This is a genomic window from Nakamurella sp. PAMC28650, from assembly GCF_014303395.1.
Classification (GTDB): domain Bacteria; phylum Actinomycetota; class Actinomycetes; order Mycobacteriales; family Nakamurellaceae; genus Nakamurella.
This window is the reverse complement of the sequence record NZ_CP060298.1, coordinates 2,199,458-2,219,024: the sequence shown is the minus strand read 5'-3', so window position 1 is coordinate 2,219,024 and position 19,567 is coordinate 2,199,458. Positions and strand designations below refer to the sequence as shown.

General features: G+C 67.0%; 16 protein-coding genes and 1 tRNA gene. 2 read left to right on the top strand and 15 right to left on the bottom strand.

Annotated elements, in window-relative coordinates:
* Positions 1-21 precede the first annotated feature (21 nt).
* The 3 genes from H7F38_RS10140 to H7F38_RS10130 all read right to left on the bottom strand — a co-directional run bounded on the left by H7F38_RS10140 (position 22) and on the right by H7F38_RS10130 (position 1,739).
* A complete protein-coding gene (locus H7F38_RS10140; protein ID WP_187093948.1) occupies positions 22-711 on the bottom strand; it encodes an anti-sigma factor in 690 nt (229 codons plus the stop codon).
* A complete protein-coding gene (locus H7F38_RS10135) occupies positions 708-1,205 on the bottom strand; it encodes a sigma-70 family RNA polymerase sigma factor (protein ID WP_370531357.1) in 498 nt (165 codons plus the stop codon). The genes H7F38_RS10140 and H7F38_RS10135 overlap by 4 nt, the downstream gene beginning before the upstream one ends.
* Before the next feature lie 90 nt (positions 1,206-1,295).
* Complete coding sequence (locus H7F38_RS10130) at positions 1,296-1,739, bottom strand: hypothetical protein (protein ID WP_222618576.1); 444 nt, start codon at positions 1,737-1,739, stop codon at positions 1,296-1,298.
* A 108-nt stretch (positions 1,740-1,847) separates the two neighbouring features.
* Here H7F38_RS10130 and H7F38_RS10125 point away from each other — a divergent pair, with 108 nt between their 5' ends.
* Positions 1,848-2,444 carry a ubiquinol-cytochrome c reductase iron-sulfur subunit gene (locus H7F38_RS10125; RefSeq protein WP_187093947.1) on the top strand — a complete coding sequence of 199 codons (597 nt, stop codon included), beginning with the start codon at positions 1,848-1,850 and terminating at the stop codon, positions 2,442-2,444.
* Positions 2,445-2,658: 214 nt separating this feature from the next.
* Here H7F38_RS10125 and H7F38_RS10120 read toward each other — a convergent pair whose 3' ends face one another.
* Both H7F38_RS10120 and H7F38_RS10115 read right to left on the bottom strand, forming a co-directional pair.
* Positions 2,659-6,618 (bottom strand): DNA-directed RNA polymerase subunit beta', encoded by a 3,960-nt coding sequence (locus tag H7F38_RS10120; protein WP_187093946.1) that lies wholly within the window; start codon positions 6,616-6,618, stop codon positions 2,659-2,661.
* Between the two features lie 92 nt (positions 6,619-6,710).
* Positions 6,711-10,169, bottom strand: coding sequence for a DNA-directed RNA polymerase subunit beta (locus tag H7F38_RS10115; RefSeq protein ID WP_187093945.1), 3,459 nt, complete (start codon positions 10,167-10,169; stop codon positions 6,711-6,713).
* Positions 10,170-11,030: 861 nt separating this feature from the next.
* Here H7F38_RS10115 and H7F38_RS10110 point away from each other — a divergent pair.
* A complete protein-coding gene (locus tag H7F38_RS10110; protein WP_187093944.1) occupies positions 11,031-11,672 on the top strand; it encodes a hypothetical protein in 642 nt (213 codons plus the stop codon).
* 22 nt (positions 11,673-11,694) lie between these two features.
* On the opposite strand, the gene H7F38_RS10105 is transcribed toward H7F38_RS10110, so the two are convergent.
* The 10 genes from H7F38_RS10105 to H7F38_RS10060 all read right to left on the bottom strand — a co-directional run bounded on the left by H7F38_RS10105 (position 11,695) and on the right by H7F38_RS10060 (position 19,391).
* On the bottom strand, positions 11,695-12,084 hold the full coding sequence (locus tag H7F38_RS10105; protein ID WP_187093943.1) for a VOC family protein: 390 nt from the start codon (positions 12,082-12,084) through the stop codon (positions 11,695-11,697).
* A 245-nt stretch (positions 12,085-12,329) separates the two neighbouring features.
* A complete protein-coding gene (gene rplL, locus H7F38_RS10100) occupies positions 12,330-12,716 on the bottom strand; it encodes a 50S ribosomal protein L7/L12 (protein ID WP_187093942.1) in 387 nt (128 codons plus the stop codon).
* A gap of 122 nt (positions 12,717-12,838) precedes the next feature.
* Positions 12,839-13,516, bottom strand: a complete 678-nt coding sequence (rplJ, locus tag H7F38_RS10095) for a 50S ribosomal protein L10 (RefSeq protein ID WP_187093941.1) — start codon at positions 13,514-13,516, stop codon at positions 12,839-12,841.
* 313 nt (positions 13,517-13,829) lie between these two features.
* Complete coding sequence (locus tag H7F38_RS10090) at positions 13,830-14,681, bottom strand: hypothetical protein (RefSeq protein ID WP_187093940.1); 852 nt, start codon at positions 14,679-14,681, stop codon at positions 13,830-13,832.
* A 392-nt stretch (positions 14,682-15,073) separates the two neighbouring features.
* Positions 15,074-15,787 carry a 50S ribosomal protein L1 gene (gene rplA, locus H7F38_RS10085; protein ID WP_187093939.1) on the bottom strand — a complete coding sequence of 238 codons (714 nt, stop codon included), beginning with the start codon at positions 15,785-15,787 and terminating at the stop codon, positions 15,074-15,076.
* A 252-nt stretch (positions 15,788-16,039) separates the two neighbouring features.
* The gene (gene rplK, locus H7F38_RS10080; protein WP_187093938.1) at positions 16,040-16,474 is read right to left on the bottom strand and encodes a 50S ribosomal protein L11; all 435 of its coding nucleotides are present in this window, start codon (positions 16,472-16,474) and stop codon (positions 16,040-16,042) included.
* A gap of 95 nt (positions 16,475-16,569) precedes the next feature.
* Positions 16,570-17,358: a transcription termination/antitermination protein NusG gene (nusG, locus tag H7F38_RS10075; RefSeq protein WP_255498315.1), complete on the bottom strand. Its 789-nt coding sequence runs from the start codon at positions 17,356-17,358 to the stop codon at positions 16,570-16,572.
* Positions 17,359-17,448: 90 nt separating this feature from the next.
* Positions 17,449-17,964: a preprotein translocase subunit SecE gene (gene secE, locus H7F38_RS10070; protein WP_255498314.1), complete on the bottom strand. Its 516-nt coding sequence runs from the start codon at positions 17,962-17,964 to the stop codon at positions 17,449-17,451.
* A gap of 76 nt (positions 17,965-18,040) precedes the next feature.
* A tRNA-Trp gene (locus H7F38_RS10065) sits at positions 18,041-18,113 on the bottom strand.
* A 243-nt stretch (positions 18,114-18,356) separates the two neighbouring features.
* Positions 18,357-19,391, bottom strand: coding sequence for a LacI family DNA-binding transcriptional regulator (locus tag H7F38_RS10060; protein ID WP_187093937.1), 1,035 nt, complete (start codon positions 19,389-19,391; stop codon positions 18,357-18,359).
* Between the last annotated feature and the right edge of the window lie 176 nt (positions 19,392-19,567).

The window sequence follows — 19,567 nt, the reverse complement described above, 5'->3', positions numbered from 1 at the left end:
GGCCGGCGCCGGGGTCGGGCCTCACGCGTGGTGCGGGACGACGGTCAGCACCGGCTTGCCATTGGGCCACTGGACCTCGACCCGGCTGATCTGGCTCAGCCGCAGGGAGCTCGAGGTCCAGACCGTTGACCCGCCACCGGCCACCGAGGTCCAGTTGCCGGCCAGCTGCTCCTTGCCGCTCCGGTCGAAGACGACCAGCTGGTAGCTCCCGCCGTCGGCACGGGCGCCTGCGTACTCGCAGTTGACCACGATGCTGGTTCCCCACTGCTTGTCGACGAGTTGGACCGTCGCATTCATGGGGCCGGCGACCACCTGCTGCATGGGGATCGCTGGGGGCAGGGGTGGCAGCGCCGTCGAATCACGGCCCGGTCCTCGAACCACCACGACGACCACCAACGCCACCACGCAGGCAGCCGCGGCCACCATCGATCCGGTCCAGACCCACCGCCGTCGGCGACGCTCGCGCGCGGCCACGGCCAGGAGGTTCGGGAGCAGGGTCTGAGGCACCGGGGGTTGCTCACCGGAGGTTTCGTCGAGAGAGGTCAGCGCAAGGAGGCCGGGGAGGCCGGCCAGCCTGGCGACCGAGGCCTGGCAGGCCGGGCAGGTGGCCAGGTGCTTCTCGAAGACCTGCCGCTCGGCGGGCGACAGCGCTCCCAGGACGTAGGAGGCATCGTCCAGACACAGGTGTGACGCCGGGGCGTGCCCGTTCATGTGACCACCCCCATCTCCTGGAGCGCCAGGCGCAATGCATGCAGCGCGTAGTGGTTCCTGGATTTCACCGTACCGAGTGGAATACCGAGGCGGCCCGCCGCCTGGGCCGCGGTGCTTCCCCGGAAGTAGCACTCGAGCAGAACCGCCCGATGCTCGGCGGTCAGCCGGCGCAACGCCTCGGAGACGAGCATCGACTGCAGCGCCGCATCGGTGTTGTCCGGGCCGAGTTGCTCCGGCACGCGGTCCATCAGGGATTCCGGTCGCCGGCCCTTCGCGCGCCACTGGTCGACGACGATGTTGCGGGCGACGGTGAAGAGCCAGCTGCGGACGGACACGTTGTGATGGCTGTCGTCCTCCGACATCAACTCGGGACGCCGCCAGGCCCGCAGCAGTGTCTCCTGGACGATGTCCTCGGCCCGGCCGCGATCGCCGCTGGTCAGTCCGAGGACGAAGGACCACAGCGCGGGCGCGTGCTCGTCGTGCAGAGCCCGCATCAGGTCGGCACTGGACTCAGCCACTGCCGCCTCCGCTCCCCTGCCGTCGTACCGGACGTTGCGATGATGGACCATCATGACGGTCGTCGATCAGGCCTTTCGCCGCTCACCGGTGAACGCCAGCACGGCGCCGATGATGGCGACCCACTCGGACACCTCGGCCAGCACCACCTGATTTCCGCCGAACGTCTCGTGGACGCCGAACAGGCCGACGGTCGCCGAGACGTAGAAGGCCCCCAGGGTGGCCACCCCGAACGCCGCCGCGGCCATCAGGGTCAGTACGTGACGCCACAGCAGGACCAGCATTCCGATGACGAAGCCCCCGACCGCATTGGCCAGGAAGGCGGGGCCGATCACCTTGACATCGCTGAACCCATCGAAGTACAGCACCAGATGGACATCTGCGCTCAGCAGGACGCCGGCGGCGGCCATCGAACGCCCCACGGCCGATCGCCGACGGGCGCTGACGCCGATCCCCGGCTCCACCGAGCGTGAGACGTGTGACGCGTGTGACGCGTGTCCGATGCTCACCATCGTTCCTCCGTTCGTCGTGTTGCCCTCGCTCTCCACACGCCACCAGAACCCGGATGGTTCACCGCCGGTATGGGTGAACCATCGATGGTCAGGGGTCGTTGGACGGTCATGACGACTCCACTCACCGCCGGAAACACCGCCGTTGTTGCCGCCACCGACCCGAACACCCTGTTGGATCCGAATCTGGCCGACCCGCCGCTGGGGGCTCCCGGGGCCGGCCACCGGACGTCACGACGCGATGTGCTGGTGGCCGCCGGACTCGGAGCGGGAGCACTCACGCTCGCGGCCTGCGGGAGCTCGAGCACGGCTGCCGCGCCGGTGTCCTCCGCATCGTCGGCCGCCGCGGCTGCTCCGTCGTCGGCGGCACCCACGTCACCCGCGGCCGCGGCGTCCGGTGCCGGCGCTCCGACCGGGAACACGCTGGTGGCGCTGAGCACGGTGCCGGTCGGGGGCGCCGTCGCCGCCACCGATGCCAACGGCAAGCCGATCATCGTGGCGCAGCCGACCGCGGGCAAGGTGGTGGCGTTCAGTGCCATCTGCACGCACAAGCAGTGCACCGTCAAGGTGGCCGGAGCGGATCTGGACTGCCCGTGCCACGGATCCAAGTACAACGCGTTGACCGGCGCCGTCATCAACGGCCCCGCCCCGTCGCCGCTCGCACCGGTCTCGGTGTCCGTCAGCGGAGGCAATGTCGTCGCCACCTGACGTCCCCTGCTCACCTGACCCCCCTGCTCATCGACGCCCCTTGCTCATCGACCGGAATGAGATCCGCGCTTCCAGCCCCTGGAATGCGGGATCTCATTCCGGTCGATGGGTTGGGGGCGAGGGCAGAACGCAGAACGGGCCGGCTTCCACTCGCGAGTAGCGAGTGGGAGCCGGCCCATTGTGACGTTCAGCCGTTCAGCCGTTCAGCGCCAGGTCAGCGGTAGTCGCGTCCCATGTCGTAGTCGTCCAGCGGCACCGCGGTACCGGCCGAGACACCGAAGGTGTCGCTGCCGTAGTAGGTGTCGTCGAAGGCGGACATCGAGTACGCGGCGGACCGCGCCTCTTCGGTCGGCTGCACCGCGATGTCGCGGTAGCGGGCGATGCCCGTACCGGCCGGGATCAGCTTGCCGATGATGACGTTCTCCTTCAGACCCACCAGCTTGTCGGACTTGGCGTTGATCGCCGCGTCCGTCAGGACCCTGGTCGTCTCCTGGAAGGAGGCGGCCGAGAGCCACGAGTCGGTGGCCAGTGACGCCTTGGTGATCCCCATCAGCGCCGGACGTCCGGCAGCAGCTTCGCCGCCTTCGGCCAGGATCCGACGGTTCTGCAGCTCGAACTCCTTGCGCTCGATCACCGCACCCGGCAGGAACTCGGTCGAACCGGAATCGATGATCGTCACGCGACGGAGCATCTGCCGCACGATGACCTCGATGTGCTTGTCGTGGATCGACACACCCTGGCTGCGGTAGACCTCCTGGACCTCGCGGACGAGGTGCAACTGCACCCGACGCGGGCCCATCACGCGGAGAACCTCGTGCGGGTCCACGTTGCCCTCGAGCAGGTGCTGCCCGACCGCCACCGTGTCGCCGTCGATCAGCAGACGCTCGGAACCATCGACCGAGATGGTGGCCAGGCGCTGCGTCTTCGGCAGCTTGTCGTAGACGACCTCTTCGCTGCCGTCGTCCGGGGTGATGGTGATCTTGAAGAACTTGTCCGAGTCCTCGATCCGGATCCGTCCGGCGGCGTCCGCGATCGGCGCCTTGCCCTTCGGGATACGGGCCTCGAACAACTCCTGGACACGAGGCAGACCCTGGGTGATGTCCGAGGACCCCGAGGCGGCACCGGTGTGGAAGGTACGCATGGTCAGCTGGGTACCCGGCTCACCGATGGACTGCGCGGCGACGACACCGACAGCCTCACCGACGTCGACGAGCAACCCGGTGGCCAGCGACCGTCCGTAGCAGACGGCACAGGTGCCGACGGCAGCCTCACAGGTCAGCACCGAACGCATCTTCAGCGTCGTGATACCGGCCTCGACGGCCGATGCCACGTGCCATTCGCGCATGTCGGTCCCGGCCGGGACGACGACGTTCCCAGCGGCGTCGACGGCGTCGACGGCCAGCACCCTGGCCTGGATCGAGGTCTCGACGAACTCGTCGGGCCGCAACACACCGTCGGGTCCGACGGCCGCGATCGGCAGATCGACGCCGCGCTCGGTACCACAGTCCGACTCGCGGACGATGACATCCTGCGACACGTCGACCAGACGGCGGGTCAGGTAACCCGACTCTGCGGTACGCAGCGCCGTGTCGGCCAGACCCTTGCGGGCCGAGTGGGTGTTGATGAAGTACTCCAGCACCGACAGGCCCTCGCGGAACGAGTTCCGGATCGGCCGCGGGATCTGGACGCCCTTGGAGTTGGCGACGACGCCCTTCATGCCGGCCAGCGAACGGACCTGGATCCAGTTACCGGCGGCACCGGCGGCCACCAGGATGTAGACCGGGTTGTCCTTCGGGTAGGCCGGCGGGATGGCCGCCTCGATCTCCTTGGTGGCCGCCTCCCAGATCTTGACCAGATCCTCACGACGCTCTTCCGGCGAGAGGTTGCCCCGCTGGTAGGCCTTCTCCACGGTCTCGGCCTGGCCGTCGTACTTGGCCAGGATCGCGGGCTTGGACGCCGGGATGATGACGTCGCCGATGGCGACGGTCATGCCCGAGCGGGTGGCCCAGTGGAAGCCGGCTTCCTTCAGCTTGTCCAGGGTCTGCGCGACCAGGGACATCGGGTAGTGCTCGGCCAGATCGTTGACGATCGAGGCCTGCACCTTCTTCGGCAGCTCCTGGTTGACGAACGGGTAGCCCGTGGGCAGCAGCTCGTTGAACAGGACCCGGCCCAGGGTGCTGCTGACCGTCCAGGCGTCGCCGGACTTCCAGTCCTCGGGCAGTTCGACCCCGGGGGTGGGGACGACGCCGTGCAGACGGATGTTGATCGGCGTCCGGACGGAGATCTCACCGCGGTCCAGGGCCATCAGGGCCTCGGCCGGTGAGGAGTAGGACCGCAGCTGGTCCTTGGCCTCTTCCAGTTCGCCGGCCAGGATGTGGTGTGATCCGACCGCGTTCTCGTCGAGCCCGCACAGGTAGTACAGGCCGGTGACGAGGTCGAGGGACGGCATGGCGAGCGGCTTGCCGGACGCCGGGGACAGGATGTTGTTGCTCGAGAGCATCAGCACGCGGGCCTCGGCCTGGGCCTCGGCGGACAGCGGCAGGTGGACTGCCATCTGGTCACCGTCGAAGTCGGCGTTGAACGCGGCGCAGACCAGCGGGTGCAGCTGGATGGCCTTGCCCTCGACGAGCATCGGCTCGAAGGCCTGGATGCCCAATCTGTGGAGCGTGGGTGCTCTGTTCAACAGCACCGGGTGCGAGTCGATGACCTCTTCGAGGACGTCCCACACCTGCGGGCGCTGGCGCTCGACCATCCGCTTGGCGGACTTGATGTTCTGCGCGTGGTTCAGGTCGACCAGACGCTTCATCACAAACGGCTTGAACAGCTCGAGCGCCATCAGCTTGGGCAGACCGCACTGGTGCAGCTGCAGCTGCGGGCCGACGACGATGACCGAACGGCCGGAGTAGTCGACGCGCTTGCCGAGCAGGTTCTGACGGAACCGGCCCTGCTTGCCCTTGAGCAGATCGGACAGCGACTTGAGCGGGCGGTTGCCCGGACCGGTCACCGGACGACCGCGACGACCGTTGTCGAACAGTGCGTCGACGGCCTCCTGGAGCATCCGCTTCTCGTTGTTGACGATGATCTCGGGCGCGCCGAGGTCGATCAGCCGCTTCAACCGGTTGTTGCGGTTGATGACGCGGCGGTACAGGTCGTTGAGGTCGGAGGTCGCGAAGCGGCCACCGTCCAGCTGCACCATCGGGCGGAGCTCCGGCGGGATGACCGGGACGCAGTCCAGCACCATGCCCAGCGGCGAGTTGTTCGTCGACTGGAACGCGGCGACGACCTTGAGACGCTTGATCGCGCGGATCTTGCGCTGGCCCTTGCCGTTCTTGATCGTGTCGCGCAGCGAGGTCGCCTCGTTGTCGATGTCGAAATCGGCGATGATCTTCTTGAGCGCCTCGGCACCCATGCCGCCCTGGAAGTAGTCGCCGAAGCGATCCTGCAGTTCGCGGTAGAGGATCTCGTCGATGATCAGGTCGCGGACCTTGAGCTTCTTGAACAGGTCGAGGACCTCGTCCAGCTTGTCGATCTCACGCTGTGCGCGGTCGCGGATCTGGCGCTGCTCGCGCTCGCCACCCTCTCTGACTTTCCGCCGAACGTCCGATTTCGCACCCTCGGCCTCGAGCTCGGCCAGGTCGGCCTCGAGCTTCTTGGCGCGGGCGTCGATGTCGGCGTCGCGGGCGTTCTCCAGGTTCTTGCGCTCGACCGACATCTCGGCCTCGATGGTGGGCAGGTCGTTGTGACGCTGCTCGTCCTCGACGGAGGTGATCAGGTAGGCCGCGAAGTAGATGATCTTCTCGAGATCCTTCGGGGCCAGGTCGAGCAGGTAACCCAGCCGGCTGGGAACACCCTTGAAGTACCAGATGTGGGTGACCGGAGCGGCCAGCTCGATGTGGCCCATCCGCTCGCGACGCACCTTGGCGCGGGTGACCTCGACGCCGCAGCGCTCGCAGATGATGCCCTTGAACCGGACACGCTTGTACTTGCCACAGGCACATTCCCAGTCCCGGGTCGGGCCGAAGATCTTCTCGCAGAAGAGTCCGTCCTTCTCGGGCTTGAGGGTGCGGTAGTTGATGGTCTCCGGCTTCTTGACCTCGCCGTGGGACCAGGTACGGATGTCGTCGGCGGCCGCCAGGCCGATACGGATCTCGTCGAAGAAATTGACGTCGAGCACTGATTGCACGTCCCTGTCTTGTCAAAAGGTGGAGCGTTGCGGTCCTGGTCTCCAGGACCGCAACACACCGGGGTGGAAGTTCTACTTCCGGATCAGTTCACCAATTCGTCGACCGAGGCCGACTCGTTGCGGGACAGGTTGATTCCGAGGTTGGCCGCAGCCCTCTCGAGATCGTCGTCGTCGGTGTCGCGCATCTCGATGGTGGCGCCGTCGCTGGACAGCACCTCCACGTTCAGGCACAGGGCCTGGAGTTCCTTGAGCAGCACCTTGAACGACTCGGGGATACCCGGCTCCGGGATGTTCTCGCCCTTGACGATGGCTTCGTAGACCTTGACGCGGCCCACGATGTCGTCGGACTTGATGGTGAGGAGCTCCTGCAGCGTGTACGCCGCGCCGTAGGCCTGCATGGCCCAGCACTCCATCTCACCGAAGCGCTGGCCACCGAACTGGGCCTTACCGCCGAGCGGCTGCTGGGTGATCATCGAGTACGGACCCGTCGACCGGGCGTGGATCTTGTCGTCCACCAGGTGGAGCAACTTGATGATGTACATGTAGCCGACGGCCACCGGGTACGGGAAGGGCTCACCGGTCCGGCCGTCCATCAGGAGGGCCTTCCCGTCGGTCTTCACCAGACGCTCGCCGTCGCGGGTGGGGGTCGTCGAGCCGAGCAGCCCGATGATCTCCTCCTCGGTGGCGCCGTCGAACACCGGCGTGGCGGTGCGGGTGAATGCACCGGCCGAGCGGGCGGAGTCCTCGAGGTACTGCGCCCACTGCGGCGTTCCCTCGATGTCCCAGCCCTGAGAAGCCACCCAGCCCAGATGTGTCTCCAGGATCTGACCGACGTTCATCCGTCGCGGCACACCGTGCGGGTTGAGCACGATGTCCACCGGGGTGCCGTCGGCGAGGAACGGCATGTCCTCCTGCGGGAGGATCTTGCCGATGACGCCCTTGTTGCCGTGCCGGCCGGCGAGCTTGTCGCCGTCCTGGATCTTCCGCTTCTGCGCCACGTACACGCGGACCAGTTCGTTGACGCCCGGGGGCAGCTCCGCGCCGTCCTCTTCACGGTTGAAGACGCGGATGCCGATCACCTTGCCGGTCTCGCCGTGGGGCACCTTGAGCGAGGTGTCGCGCACTTCGCGCGCCTTCTCGCCGAAGATCGCACGGAGCAGGCGCTCCTCCGGGGTCAGCTCGGTCTCACCCTTGGGCGTGACCTTCCCGACCAGGACGTCGCCGTCCTGGACCTCGGCACCGATCCGGATGATGCCGCGCTCGTCGAGGTCGGCGAGCACGTCCTCGGAGACGTTCGGGATGTCCCGGGTGATCTCCTCCGGCCCGAGCTTCGTGTCGCGGGCGTCGATCTCGTGCTCCTCGATGTGGATCGAGGTGAGCACGTCGTCCTGGACGATGCGCTGGCTCAGGATGATCGCGTCTTCGTAGTTGTGACCTTCCCAGGGCATGAAGGCGACGAGCAGGTTCTTGCCCAGCGCCATCTCGCCACCGTCGGTGCAGGGACCGTCCGCAAGGACCTGTCCGGCCTCGACCCGCTGTCCTTCGTCGACGATCGGCTTCTGGTTGAAGCTGGTGCCCTGGTTGGAGCGGCGGAACTTGTGCAGCCGGTAGGTGCGATGCGTGCCGTCGTCGGCCATCACCGAGACGTAGTCGGCGGTCGCCTCTTCGACGACACCCGACTTCTCGGCGATGACGACGTCGCCCGCGTCCACCGCGGCGCGTGCTTCCATTCCCGTGCCGACCAGCGGAGACTCGCTGCGCAGCAGGGGAACGGACTGACGCTGCATGTTGGCGCCCATCAGCGCACGGTTGGCCTCGTCGTGCTCCAGGAACGGGATCATCGCGGTGGCGACGGAGACCGTCTGCCGCGGAGACACGTCCATGTAGGACACCTCGTCGGGGGTGACCTGGTCGACCTCGCCGCCCTTGCGACGCACCAGCACGCGCGGCTCGCTGAAGTGACCTGCGCTGTCCAGCTTGGCGTTGGCCTGGGCGATGACGTAGCGGTCCTCCTCGTCAGCGGTCAGGTAGTTGATCTCATCGGTGACGGTGCCGGCCTCGACCTTGCGGTACGGGGTCTCGATGAAACCGAACGGGTTGACCCTGGCGAAGGTCGCCAGCGACCCGATCAGGCCGATGTTCGGGCCTTCAGGGGTCTCGATGGGGCACATCCGGCCGTAGTGGCTGGAGTGGACGTCACGGACCTCGAGGGAGGCGCGGTCGCGGGACAGACCTCCCGGCCCGAGGGCGGACAGCCGGCGCTTGTGGGTCAGACCGGCCAGCGGGTTGGTCTGGTCCATGAACTGCGACAGCTGCGAGGTGCCGAAGAACTCCTTGATGGAGGCGACGACCGGACGGATGTTGATCAGGGTCTGCGGCGTGATGGCCTCGACGTCCTGCGTCGTCATCCGCTCGCGGACGACGCGCTCCATCCGGGACAGACCGACCCGGATCTGGTTCTGGATGAGCTCGCCGACGGTACGAAGGCGACGGTTGCCGAAGTGGTCGATGTCGTCGGTCTCGACGGGCAGATTCTGGCCACGGATGGTCCAGGAGTCCTGGCCGTCGTGCAGGCGCAGCAGGTACTCGACCGTGGAGATCAGGTCGTCCTCGGTGAGCGTGCCCACCGAGGTCGGCGAGTTGAGGCCGAGCTTCTTGTTGAGCTTGTAACGACCGACCTTGGCGAGGTCGTAGCGCTTGTCCTTGAAGAACAGGTTCTCCAGCAGGGCCTGCGCGGATTCCTTTGTCGGCGGCTCGCCCGGGCGCAGCTTGCGGTAGATGTCCAGGAGGGCCTCGTCGGTACCGGCGATGTGGTCCTTCTCCAGGGTGGCCAGCAGGACCGGCGACCAGGCGAACTTCTCGCGGATGCGCTCGGTGTCCCAGCCCAGCGCCTTCAGCAGCACGGTGACCGGCTGGCGGCGCTTGCGGTCGATGCGGACGCCGATGGTGTCGCGCTTGTCGATGTCGAACTCGAGCCAGGCACCGCGGGAGGGGATCACCTTGACGGCGAACACCTCTTTGCCCGCGGTCTTGTCCAGCGTCCGGTCGAAGTACACACCCGGGGAGCGGACCAGCTGGGAGACGACGACACGCTCGGTGCCGTTGATGATGAAGGTGCCCTTGCTCGTCATCATGGGGAAGTCACCCATGAAGACGGTCTGGGACTTGATCTCACCGGTTTCGGCGTTCATGAACTCGGCGGTGACGAAGAGCGGCGCCGAGTAGGTCATGTCCTTGTCGCGGCACTCCTCCTCGTTCGCCTTGACGTCATCGAACCGGGGATCCATGAACGAGAGGGAGAGGTTCCCGGAGAAATCCTCGATCGGGGAGATCTCTTCGAGGATCTCGTCGAGGCCACTGGGGGTCGGCTCCGCTTGCCGATCCTTCCAGGCCTTCGCGCCCACGAGCCATTCGAATGACTCGGTCTGCAGGGCGAGAAGATTCGGTACCTCGAGGGGCTCGCGAAGCTTCGCGAAAGAAACCCGTTTGACGGGTCCCCCTGAGGTCGAAGTGGTGGTCTTGGGCGAACTCGTGACTGCCAAGATGCGTCCTTCCAAGGACAAGCGCCGTCGGTCTACTGTCTGTACTGCGGGTGATGCTGTTGCTTCTGTGCCGCTGTGAATCGTCGTCGGCCGAGCTGAACTGCGGTGATTCGTACTGATGTACCAACTGACGTCGGTGGGTGCTACAACTGTTGCTGCCGGCACATCGCGAGGACGCCGGGGGCAGCGTGACAGGGCACAGACGCCAAGAGGCGCCACTGGACGGGCTCCGACATGTTGATCATCGGAACCTCCTGGTGACGTTGTTGGTGGGTCTGGCCATCTCGGTGCTTCAGGACCGCGCTTCCCCCGCTGACCAGGCATCGAGCGGGCCGGGAGATGAATTCCAGGCGGTTCGTCAATGGATGGGCAGCAAAAAGAAGGCAGCGCAAACACACAGCCTAGCAGCAGTGGACACAACTGTCCAGACGTGCCCGATCGGGCAGTTGCCGGGGGACCTCAGGCCCAGCCGCACAGCTACTGCTACCGCGGGGTCCGACCGGTGGAATCCATTCGGATCCAGGTCCGGTCGACGTCGCTGGAGTAAGCGTGGCCCGGTTCCGTCGATCCGTCAAGAAGGCTGGCCGAATCACTTTCTCCCACGATGCGCGCGACGGCGGCCATCCGCACAGGTCGTCAGCTGCACCGATGCCCTTGGGCATGCACCCGCCCCGCGTCTGCGCCACCCCGCAGCCCGCGTCGCCACCCCACAGCCTGCGTCGCGACCCCACAGCCCGCGTCGCCACCCACAGCCCGCGTCGCCACCCCACAGCCCGCCGATCAGATCGACCAGGTGTGCGGCGGCCGCCACAGGTGCGGGGTGCAGCCCGTCACGCAGTTTCCACCTCGAAAGGAATCCCGATGAAGTCCTGGCGTGATCTACCCGGCCCGGCGAAAGCCGTCGGCATCGGCATCATCGGCGTCGTGGACGCTGCACTGGATCGCGATCCAGCCGCATTCGAGGCGGCGGGTGGGGTGCTGACCGCTCTCCCGGCGGAGCAGTCGGGCCTGCTGCTCGGCGCGCTGGTGCGGCAGCTGCTGGAGGACGGGCACGTGGACGGGCTCGACGAGGACGACATCCGTCAGGTGCTCTCGCGTTGCTACCAGGACGCCGCCGGCTGGCTCGCCCCCCGGGAAATCGACGTCGCGGTCCTGGTGGCGGTGCTGTCCGGGGCCCTGGGGATCCACGAGCCCGGGGTCACCTACCGGGAGATCATCGGACCGTCCGGCCCCGGCTCGGCGGGTAGCCGGACCGGTACCGACGGCTGGGTCGATCCCGACCTGACGGGCGCCTCTGTCGGTGCTGCTGTCGGTGCTGCTGTCGGGGCGGGGTCCGGGCCTTCTGCCCCGGTGCTGGACACCGTCCCGAGTACGGCTCAGTACTGCCGGCATGCCGCACTGCTGATCGCCGACCTGCTCCCGGCCGGACGACGGTCGATGTCACCGCACCTGGACCGTGCGTTCCACGAAATCGCCGGATCAGAAGCGATGGAGATGCCGTAGACCTGTTGGCCCGCAGCTATTCTCAGGCCGGACGGTGGCAGACCGCCTCGACGTTGTTGCCGTCCGGATCCCTGAGGAAGACGGCGTAGTAGCCGGGGTGGTACTCGGGCCACTCCCGAGGTGGGTGCAGCACCTCGATATCGTCGGCGACGGCGATTTCGTGGACGGCTTCGACCTGCTCCCGGTCCGATGCGGAGAAGGCGATGTGAAGACCACGGCTGGGCTCGGTCGCCGGGTCGGTCGGCGAGATCCAGAACCGGGGTTCACCGTCAGCGCCGCTGAACCCGACCACGAAGCTGTCCTGCACGGGGAACCGCATGGCCTCACGGACGCCGAGCGGCGCGAAGACCTTCAGGTAGAACGCAGCCGAGGCCGGGACGTCGTGGGCCTGCACGCCGAAGTGGTCGATCATGCACCGCACGGTAGCTGCGATTCGGTGTTCCGGCTCGCCGGCGGGCAGGGCAGCTCGCCGGCAGGGCAGCTCGCCGGCCGAGCACACGGTGGTCGAAAAGCAGGGAACATCACGTGCCCGGAAGACACTGCTGGGGCGGGTCCACCGAAGTGGACCCGCCCCAGCGAGTTGGTGTCGACTCCCCGTCGGGAGCGATGCCCGGTACTTGCGTGAACGCAGTCACCCGAGCATCTGCGCGAACGCAATTACTTGACGGTGGCCTTCGCGCCGGCCTCTTCGAGCTTGGCCTTGGCAGCCTCGGCGGCTTCCTTGGTGGCCTTCTCCAGGATGGCCTTCGGTGCAGCGTCGACCAGGTCCTTGGCTTCCTTCAGGCCGAGGCCCGACACGAGTTCGCGGACGGCCTTGATGACCTGGACCTTCTTCTCGCCGGCGGACTCGAGGATGACGTCGAATTCGTCCTGCTCCTCGGCAACCTCGGCGGCGGCGGCGGGTCCGGCCGGACCGGCGGCGGCGACCGGGGCAGCGGCGGTGACGCCGAAGGTGTCCTCGAACTGCTTCACGAACTCGGAGAGCTCGATGAGGGTGAGCTCCTTGAAGGCCTCGAGCAACTCGTCGGTGGTGAGCTTCGCCATGATGGGCGTCCTTTCATTTCTGCGTCTCGCGTCTGCGTCGTGGGACGCGGGCGGGGATCACGATTTTTCTGATGAGGGTGGGTAGAGCTGACCGGTCGATCCGACCGGGTGTCACGATCGGATCAGACCTGCTCGGAGGCCGTCTCCTGCGGTGCTGCTGCTTCGGCGGCCGGCGCGTCTTCGACGACCGGTGCATCCTCGACAACTGATTCAGCGGCCGGTGCGTCCTCGACGGCTGCCTCGGACGTCTCCGGTGCGGGAGCCTCGACCTCCGGGGCGCCCTCCTCCTCGGTACGCTTCTCGACCAGGGCCGCGGCAAGCCGCGCCACCTGGGACGGGAGGGCGTTGAGGACGACTGCTGCCTTGGTGAGGGTCGCCAGCATGGCGCCGGCCATCTTCGCCAACAGGACGTCGCGGGATTCCAGGTCGGCCAGCTTGTTGACCTCGGTGGCGTCCAACGGCTTTCCGTCGAGGACACCGCCCTTGATCACCAGCAGTGGATTGGCCTTGGCGAAATCACGGAGCACCTTGGCCGCATCGACGGGCTCGCCGTTGATGAATGCGACGGCGGTCGGTCCGGTGAACAGACCGTCGAGCCCTTCTACGCCGGCGTCGGCAGCTGCCCGCTTGACCAGCGTGTTCTTGGCGACGGTGTAGGCGGTGTCGTTACCCAGCGACTTGCGGAGCGCCGTGAGCTGCGACATCTTCAGGCCACGGTATTCGGTGACGACCGCAGCGGATGAATTGCGGAACTGATCCGCGATCTCGGCGACTGTTGCCACCTTGGTGGGCTTTGCCATCCTCGCCTCCTTCCTCGTTCGTGGTTCTCGGGTGCCGGCATGGTGCTGCCGGCGGCGTTCTTGGTCCAACGTTCCACGGGAGCACGAGACGGACAGGATCGGCGGACACGACAAACGCCCCGGCCGCAAGGGCACGGGGCGCGGAAGCAGACTTGGGTCTGCGATCAGTTACCTCGTCCTCCTGCGTGGGCCGTTCGCAGATGCGCGAACCTTTGACTCGATCGCCCTGTGACGGGCGAAGGAGGGCCGACGGTCTTCGGTGGAACGTCCCCACGGTACGCGACCGTGCGCCCGTCGGCCAAATCGCGGCCGGTCAGCCGGTGAAGACGTCGGCCGCCGCCGGGGCCGTGATGACCACGGAGGTGTTGTAGCTACCGACCCGGAAGACAGTGGCACTGCTGATGTCGGCGAGCTTGACCGTCGAGGACACCTGGACCAACCGGTCGGAGGCGTCCAGCCAGATGGTCGTGGGAATGGTGGTCACCCCGGCGTCGGCCAGGGCCTGCATCGAGTTGGCCTGCGACTTGGTCGCCGGTAGAAGCTTCGCCAGCTTGAGAACATCGACGCTCAAGCCGTACTTGTGTGCTCTGACGGTACCCAGCAGGACCGAACCCTGGTCGACGACCGACCTCGCGGCCTGACCGTAGAGCGCGTACTGGTTGGCGCTCGCCGAATCGAGATAGCCGGCCAACTGCGTGCCGATGGTTCTCAGGGTGGCATTGGCAGAACTCGGGCTGGCCAGCGCCCACTTCCTGCTACCGGCATTCAGTGCGGTCATGATCTCGCTGCCACCCACGTACACCTTGTTGTCAACGATCAGCACCTTGAGCGCCAGGTTCTGCGCACCGCTCCGGACGAAGACCGACATGTCGATCGCGGAAATCTTTCCACCGGAAAGGGTCTCGCTGAACGTCCCGTCCTCCGCCGTGGTACCGGCGACCAGGGACAACGACCCCACCAACGATCTGACGCCGGTGTTCGCCACCGCCATCCTCGCGCCGAAGGCCGCCGGATCGATGCTGCCGCCGGAGTTCGTCGTGCCCGGGGTGGTGCCGGCGGTCGCGGTGTTCGAGGTCGTGCTGTTCGAGGTCGTGCTGTTCGAGGTCGCGGTGTTCGTGGTCGGGGTGCCGGGAGTCGTGCTGGGGACGGCCGGACTGCCTACCACCGATCCGCTGCTGGGCGCACCAGAGCCGGACCCGGAGCCACCGGACGACATGATCGGTGGCGACTGGGGGCATTCGGCACCGGTGATGCAGTGCCGGCGATCGGTCCAGCGCAACCGGCGAGAAGTCCGAGACCGACCAGCAGCACCATGGCGCGCCTCCGAGCGGACGACGACGAAATCCCCGGACGAATTGTCATTGCCCACCCTTTCGCTGCCACCCCACCGCTTACTTCTCCAAGATGCCATCCTGCCGATGGGGCCGCGGGCCCTCTGGCGGACCACACCTACTGCACCTACCCGGACATGCAACGAGGCCCCCGGCCGGAAGGCCAGGGGTCTCAAACTGCACGATCAACTGATGGCGATCAGGGTGCCCCAGCACCCGCGATCGTTCAGGCCTCGTCGGTCTCCAGCAGGTTGCGGGTCTTGGCCGGGTCGACCGGGATACCAGGGCCCATCGTGGTGGAGAAGAAGATCTTCTTCAGGTATTTGCCCTTGGCCGCAGAAGGCTTGGAGCGCAGGACCTCGTCGAGCGCTGCGGCGTAGTTCTCGACCAGTTTCTCGGTCGGGAACGAGACCTTGCCGATCACCAGGTGGAGGTTGGCCGCCTTGTCGACGCGGAAGTTGATCTTTCCGCCCTTGATCTCGGTGACGGCCTTGGCGACGTCGGCCGTGACGGTCCCGGTCTTCGGGTTCGGCATCAGACCACGCGGTCCGAGAACACGGGCGATGCGACCGACCTTGGCCATCTGGTCCGGGGTCGCGATCGCCGCATCGAAATCGGTCCAGCCGCCCTGGATGCGGGCGATCAGGTCGTCGCTGCCGACGACGTCGGCTCCGGCGGCCTCGGCCTCGGCGGCCTTCTCGCCGACGGCGAAGACGACCACGCGCGCGGTCTTGCCGGTGCCGTGGGGCAGGTTCACGGTGCCACGCACCATCTGGTCAGCCTTGCGGGGGTCGACACCCAGCAGGAGGGCGACCTCCACAGTGCTGTCCATCTTGGTGGCGGACGTCTTCTGAGCCAACGCTGCCGCTTCGAGGGGGCTGTACATGCCCTCCCGGTCGACGAGTGCTGATGCGGCCTTGTAAGCCTTCGAACGCTTCATTTCCTTCTCCTGGATCTCTGGTGTTCAGGGAGTTCGTGGTCTGCGGGCCGGCGTCCGGCCCTCCCACTGGTCTGGCTACTTGCACATACCGAACTGCCTTGCGCATACCGGACTGTCCAAGATCGGTGGAATCGGGCCCTGAACGGGCACTTTCCTCTGCGCCTGGAAGATCTGTATGCGCGGTGAAGCGGTGGAGCTGTATGCGCGGTGAAGCGGTGGAGCTGTATGAAGCGGTGGAGCGGGGGCCGGAGGTCAGCCCGAGATGGTGATGCCCATCGAGCGCGCGGTGCCGGAGATGATCTTGGCGGCGGCGTCGATGTCGTTCGCGTTCAGGTCGACCTGCTTGAGGGCAGCGATCTCGCGCACCTGGGCGGCCGTGATGCTGGCGACCTTGGTGGTGTGCGGGGTACCCGAACCCTTCTCGACGCCGGCGGCCTTGAGCAGCAGTCGGGCGGCGGGCGGGGTCTTGAGCTTGAACTCGAACGATCGATCTTCGTACACGGAGATCTCGACCGGGACGACGTCCCCGCGCTGCGACTCGGTCGCAGCGTTGTAGGCCTTGCAGAACTCCATGATGTTGACGCCGTGCTGACCGAGGGCAGGGCCGACGGGCGGAGCCGGGTTGGCCATGCCGGCCTTGATCTGCAGCTTGATGACGGCCGCGAGTTTCTTCTTCTTGGGAGGCATTTCGTGTCCTGATTTCTACTGAGTCTGTTTCTGCTGGGTGTGTACTGCGGGTGATCGCCGGTCGACGCCTGGGGGCGCGGGCCGACGAAATCTGGTCAGATCTTGGCGACCTGGGAGAACGACAGCTCGACGGGGGTTTCGCGGCCGAAGATGGACACGAGCACCTTGAGCTTCTGACCGTCGGCGTTGACCTCGTTGATGGTCGCCGGCAGTGTCGCGAACGGACCGTCCATGACGGTGACCGACTCACCGACGGTGAAGTCCACCTCGGTTCGAACGCTGACGCCCCCACCGCTTGTTCCCTCTGCTCCGGCCGCCGTCTTCTTGGGCGCCGCCGGGACCAGGATCTTCACGACGTCGTCGAGAGACAGCGGGGACGGGCGCTGCGCGGTGGCGCCGACGAAGCCGGTGACGCCGGGCGTGTTCCGCACCGCGCTCCACGAACCGTCGGTCAGGTCCATCCGGACCAGGATGTAGCCCGGGTAGACCTTGCGCTGCACCTGCTTGCGCTGGCCGTTCTTGATCTCGGTGACCTCTTCGGTCGGAACCTCGATCTGGAAGATGTACTCCTCCATGTCGAGCGACTTGATCCGGGTCTCGAGGTTGGTCTTGACCTTGTTCTCGTAGCCGGCATAGGAGTGCACGACGTACCACTCGCCGGCCGCCCGCTTGAGCGAGGCCTTCAACTCGGCGATCGGATCGACGGGTTCGGCGTCGATGTCGGGCAGGTCGGCAGCGCTATCTCCCGCCGATGCGGTCTCAGCGGGCTCGATCGACGGGGAGTCCGTCGAAGAGTCGCTCGAGGCCACGTCGGGGGTCGACAGATCGTCGACGGCCTCGACATCACCGGTGGAATCGACAGGGCTCGACACGGTACTGGTCACTTCCTCATCTGACTTTCATCAACTGCAAGGGGGAACGCCTGCGGGGCGGGTGTGGCTCGGCGTCACCGCGGGGGCCGACGCCGAGACATCTCAGCCGAAGACCGCAAGTACTCCCTTGGCGAACAACACGTCAAGGCCCGCGGTGAGCGCGACCATGAAGACGACGAACACGATCACCACGATGGTGTAGGTGACCATCTGGTTGCGCGCCGGCCAGATGACCTTGCGCAGCTCCGCCACGACCTCGCGCAAGAACCGACCGAGCCGTGCGAAGACGTTGACCTTGACCTCACGGCCGGTGTCGCGTGGCCGGGTGGCGGTGCCCTTGGCCGGGGTGGATCCGGCCCGGGCTCCGGACCTGCGGGCGGCGGCCCTGGCAGACCCGGCTGCGGCACCGACGAGGGCCGACTCGCGGACGGATCCGGAGGATTCGTCCTCGGACGCCTCGTCGAGCGACCCCGAATCCCGCTCGGACTTCACCAGGTCCACCTCGGACTCCGGCGCCGATTCCGGCGCCGTCGTCGAGTCGGACACCACGGCATCGTCCGGGTTGTCGGACGCAGACGGCACGGCGCGGCCTTCGCCCACCTCGGGTTCGTCGCTCACTCGTGGTCCTCGTCTCGTGCTCTCGCGTGGGGCAGACCCTCTCGGGCCCCACCCTCACTCCGGTGTGCTTGTTGTGCAGGGGCGACAGGACTTGAACCTGCAACCTGCGGTTTTGGAGACCGCTGCTCTACCAATTGAGCCACGCCCCTCTGAACTGCCGTCGATCTGTCGTGCGATCACTTCGTACTGCGGTACTCGGTTGCACTGCGCCACTCGGTTGCGGCTATTCGTTCGCACTGCTCGTTCGCACTGCGCTACTCGGTTGCCTCGCACTGCCGCCGTCCCAGACGGACCGCATCACAGGCACGCCGGAGGACACCCCAGCAGGCCAAGTGTAGGGCACCGACGACCCACCCGGCGAACCGCGCACGCAGCCCAGGACCCCGTCGGCGTCAGTTCCGCGGTCCCGCAGAGGGATCCGTCGCGCGGGGCGGACCAACCGAGCCGCGACGACGCGGTTGGGCGACCAGGACCCGGCGACGACCGGTGCTGCCGGTCTCGATGGCCTCGACGGTGCGCTGAACCACGGCGCTGACGAGTTCTTCCACCGGCCACCGGTAGCTGGACAGTGCCGGAGTGAGCAGGCCGGACAGGGGGTGGTCGTCGAAGCCCATCACGGACAGGTCGGCAGGGAGCTCGAGGCCGAGCTCCCTGGCCGCCGCGTACACGCCGTAGGCGAGCGAGTCGGAGAGACAGAGGACGGCGGTCGGACGATCGGCGACCCGCAGCATCCGCAGTGCCACGGCGGTCGCACCGCTCAGGTCGTGCGGAGCAGTCAGCAACCTGGCCTGCACCCCGAGGGTGGGCGCCACCCGGTGCACGACGGCTTCGGCCGGCCGATCTGGGGTGCTGGCCGCCATCGACGTCAGTACCGTGATCCGCCGGTGACCCGCGTCGGCCAGTTCCCGCAGCGCGTCGGCGACGGCCGCCTCGTTGTCGAACACGACCTCGGCCGCGGTGGCTGCACCCGGCAGACCGTCACCGATCGACACCAGCACCACGCGCTCGGCGATCCCGGCCCAATGGGCTGCTCGTGGGTCGATCGGCATCGCGATCAGTGCATCCACCCGCTGGTCCACCAGTTGGGCGGCCAGCCTGCGTTCCTGCTCGGGATTGTTGGAGGCGTCGACGATGAGCGCCTGTCGCCCGGCGGCCAGCAGTCCACGGCCGAGGGCCGCCGCGACGCTCTGCTGCCAGACGTCCTCCAGCGAGCCGCAGAGCAGTCCGACGTTCCCGGTGCGGCCGGAGGCCAGGGCCCGGGCGATCGGATCGCCGCGGTAACCGAGACGCTCGGCGGCTTCGCGGACCCGGTCCTGGGTCTGGACCGGCACCTGGAGACCACGCAGGGCATAGGACACGGCGGCCGGGGACAGACCGGTCTCCTCCGCGATGTCCTTCAGGGTCGGCCGGCGACGGCGCTCGGTCATCGGACAACGGTATCGGGTCGAGCCGACAGCGGGGTCCAGATCGCGGCGCCGCCCCCCTGCCGCAGCAATTGCCCCGATGGGCATTCGGCGGCATGACGAGTCGATCTCAGTCGTGTGACCGGAATGTTTCTGCCTCCACGAGCTTGACAGCATGCTTGGTGAAGCGATTCACTAAA

Excerpts from the sequence above, each read along its gene's own strand:
- H7F38_RS10125 (WP_187093947.1), top strand. The coding sequence starts at position 1,848 with ATGACGACTCCACTCACCGCCGGAAACACCGCCGTTGTTGCCGCCACC.
- H7F38_RS10130 (WP_222618576.1), bottom strand. The coding sequence starts at position 1,739 with ATGGTGAGCATCGGACACGCGTCACACGCGTCACACGTCTCACGCTCG.
- H7F38_RS10105 (WP_187093943.1), bottom strand. The coding sequence starts at position 12,084 with ATGATCGACCACTTCGGCGTGCAGGCCCACGACGTCCCGGCCTCGGCT.
- rplL (WP_187093942.1), bottom strand. The coding sequence starts at position 12,716 with ATGGCGAAGCTCACCACCGACGAGTTGCTCGAGGCCTTCAAGGAGCTC.
- rplA (WP_187093939.1), bottom strand. The coding sequence starts at position 15,787 with ATGAAGCGTTCGAAGGCTTACAAGGCCGCATCAGCACTCGTCGACCGG.
- rplJ (WP_187093941.1), bottom strand. The coding sequence starts at position 13,516 with ATGGCAAAGCCCACCAAGGTGGCAACAGTCGCCGAGATCGCGGATCAG.
- H7F38_RS10060 (WP_187093937.1), bottom strand. The coding sequence starts at position 19,391 with ATGACCGAGCGCCGTCGCCGGCCGACCCTGAAGGACATCGCGGAGGAG.
- H7F38_RS10135 (WP_370531357.1), bottom strand. The coding sequence starts at position 1,205 with ATGCGGGCTCTGCACGACGAGCACGCGCCCGCGCTGTGGTCCTTCGTC.
- H7F38_RS10140 (WP_187093948.1), bottom strand. The coding sequence starts at position 711 with ATGAACGGGCACGCCCCGGCGTCACACCTGTGTCTGGACGATGCCTCC.
- rplK (WP_187093938.1), bottom strand. The coding sequence starts at position 16,474 with ATGCCTCCCAAGAAGAAGAAACTCGCGGCCGTCATCAAGCTGCAGATC.
- H7F38_RS10110 (WP_187093944.1), top strand. The coding sequence starts at position 11,031 with ATGAAGTCCTGGCGTGATCTACCCGGCCCGGCGAAAGCCGTCGGCATC.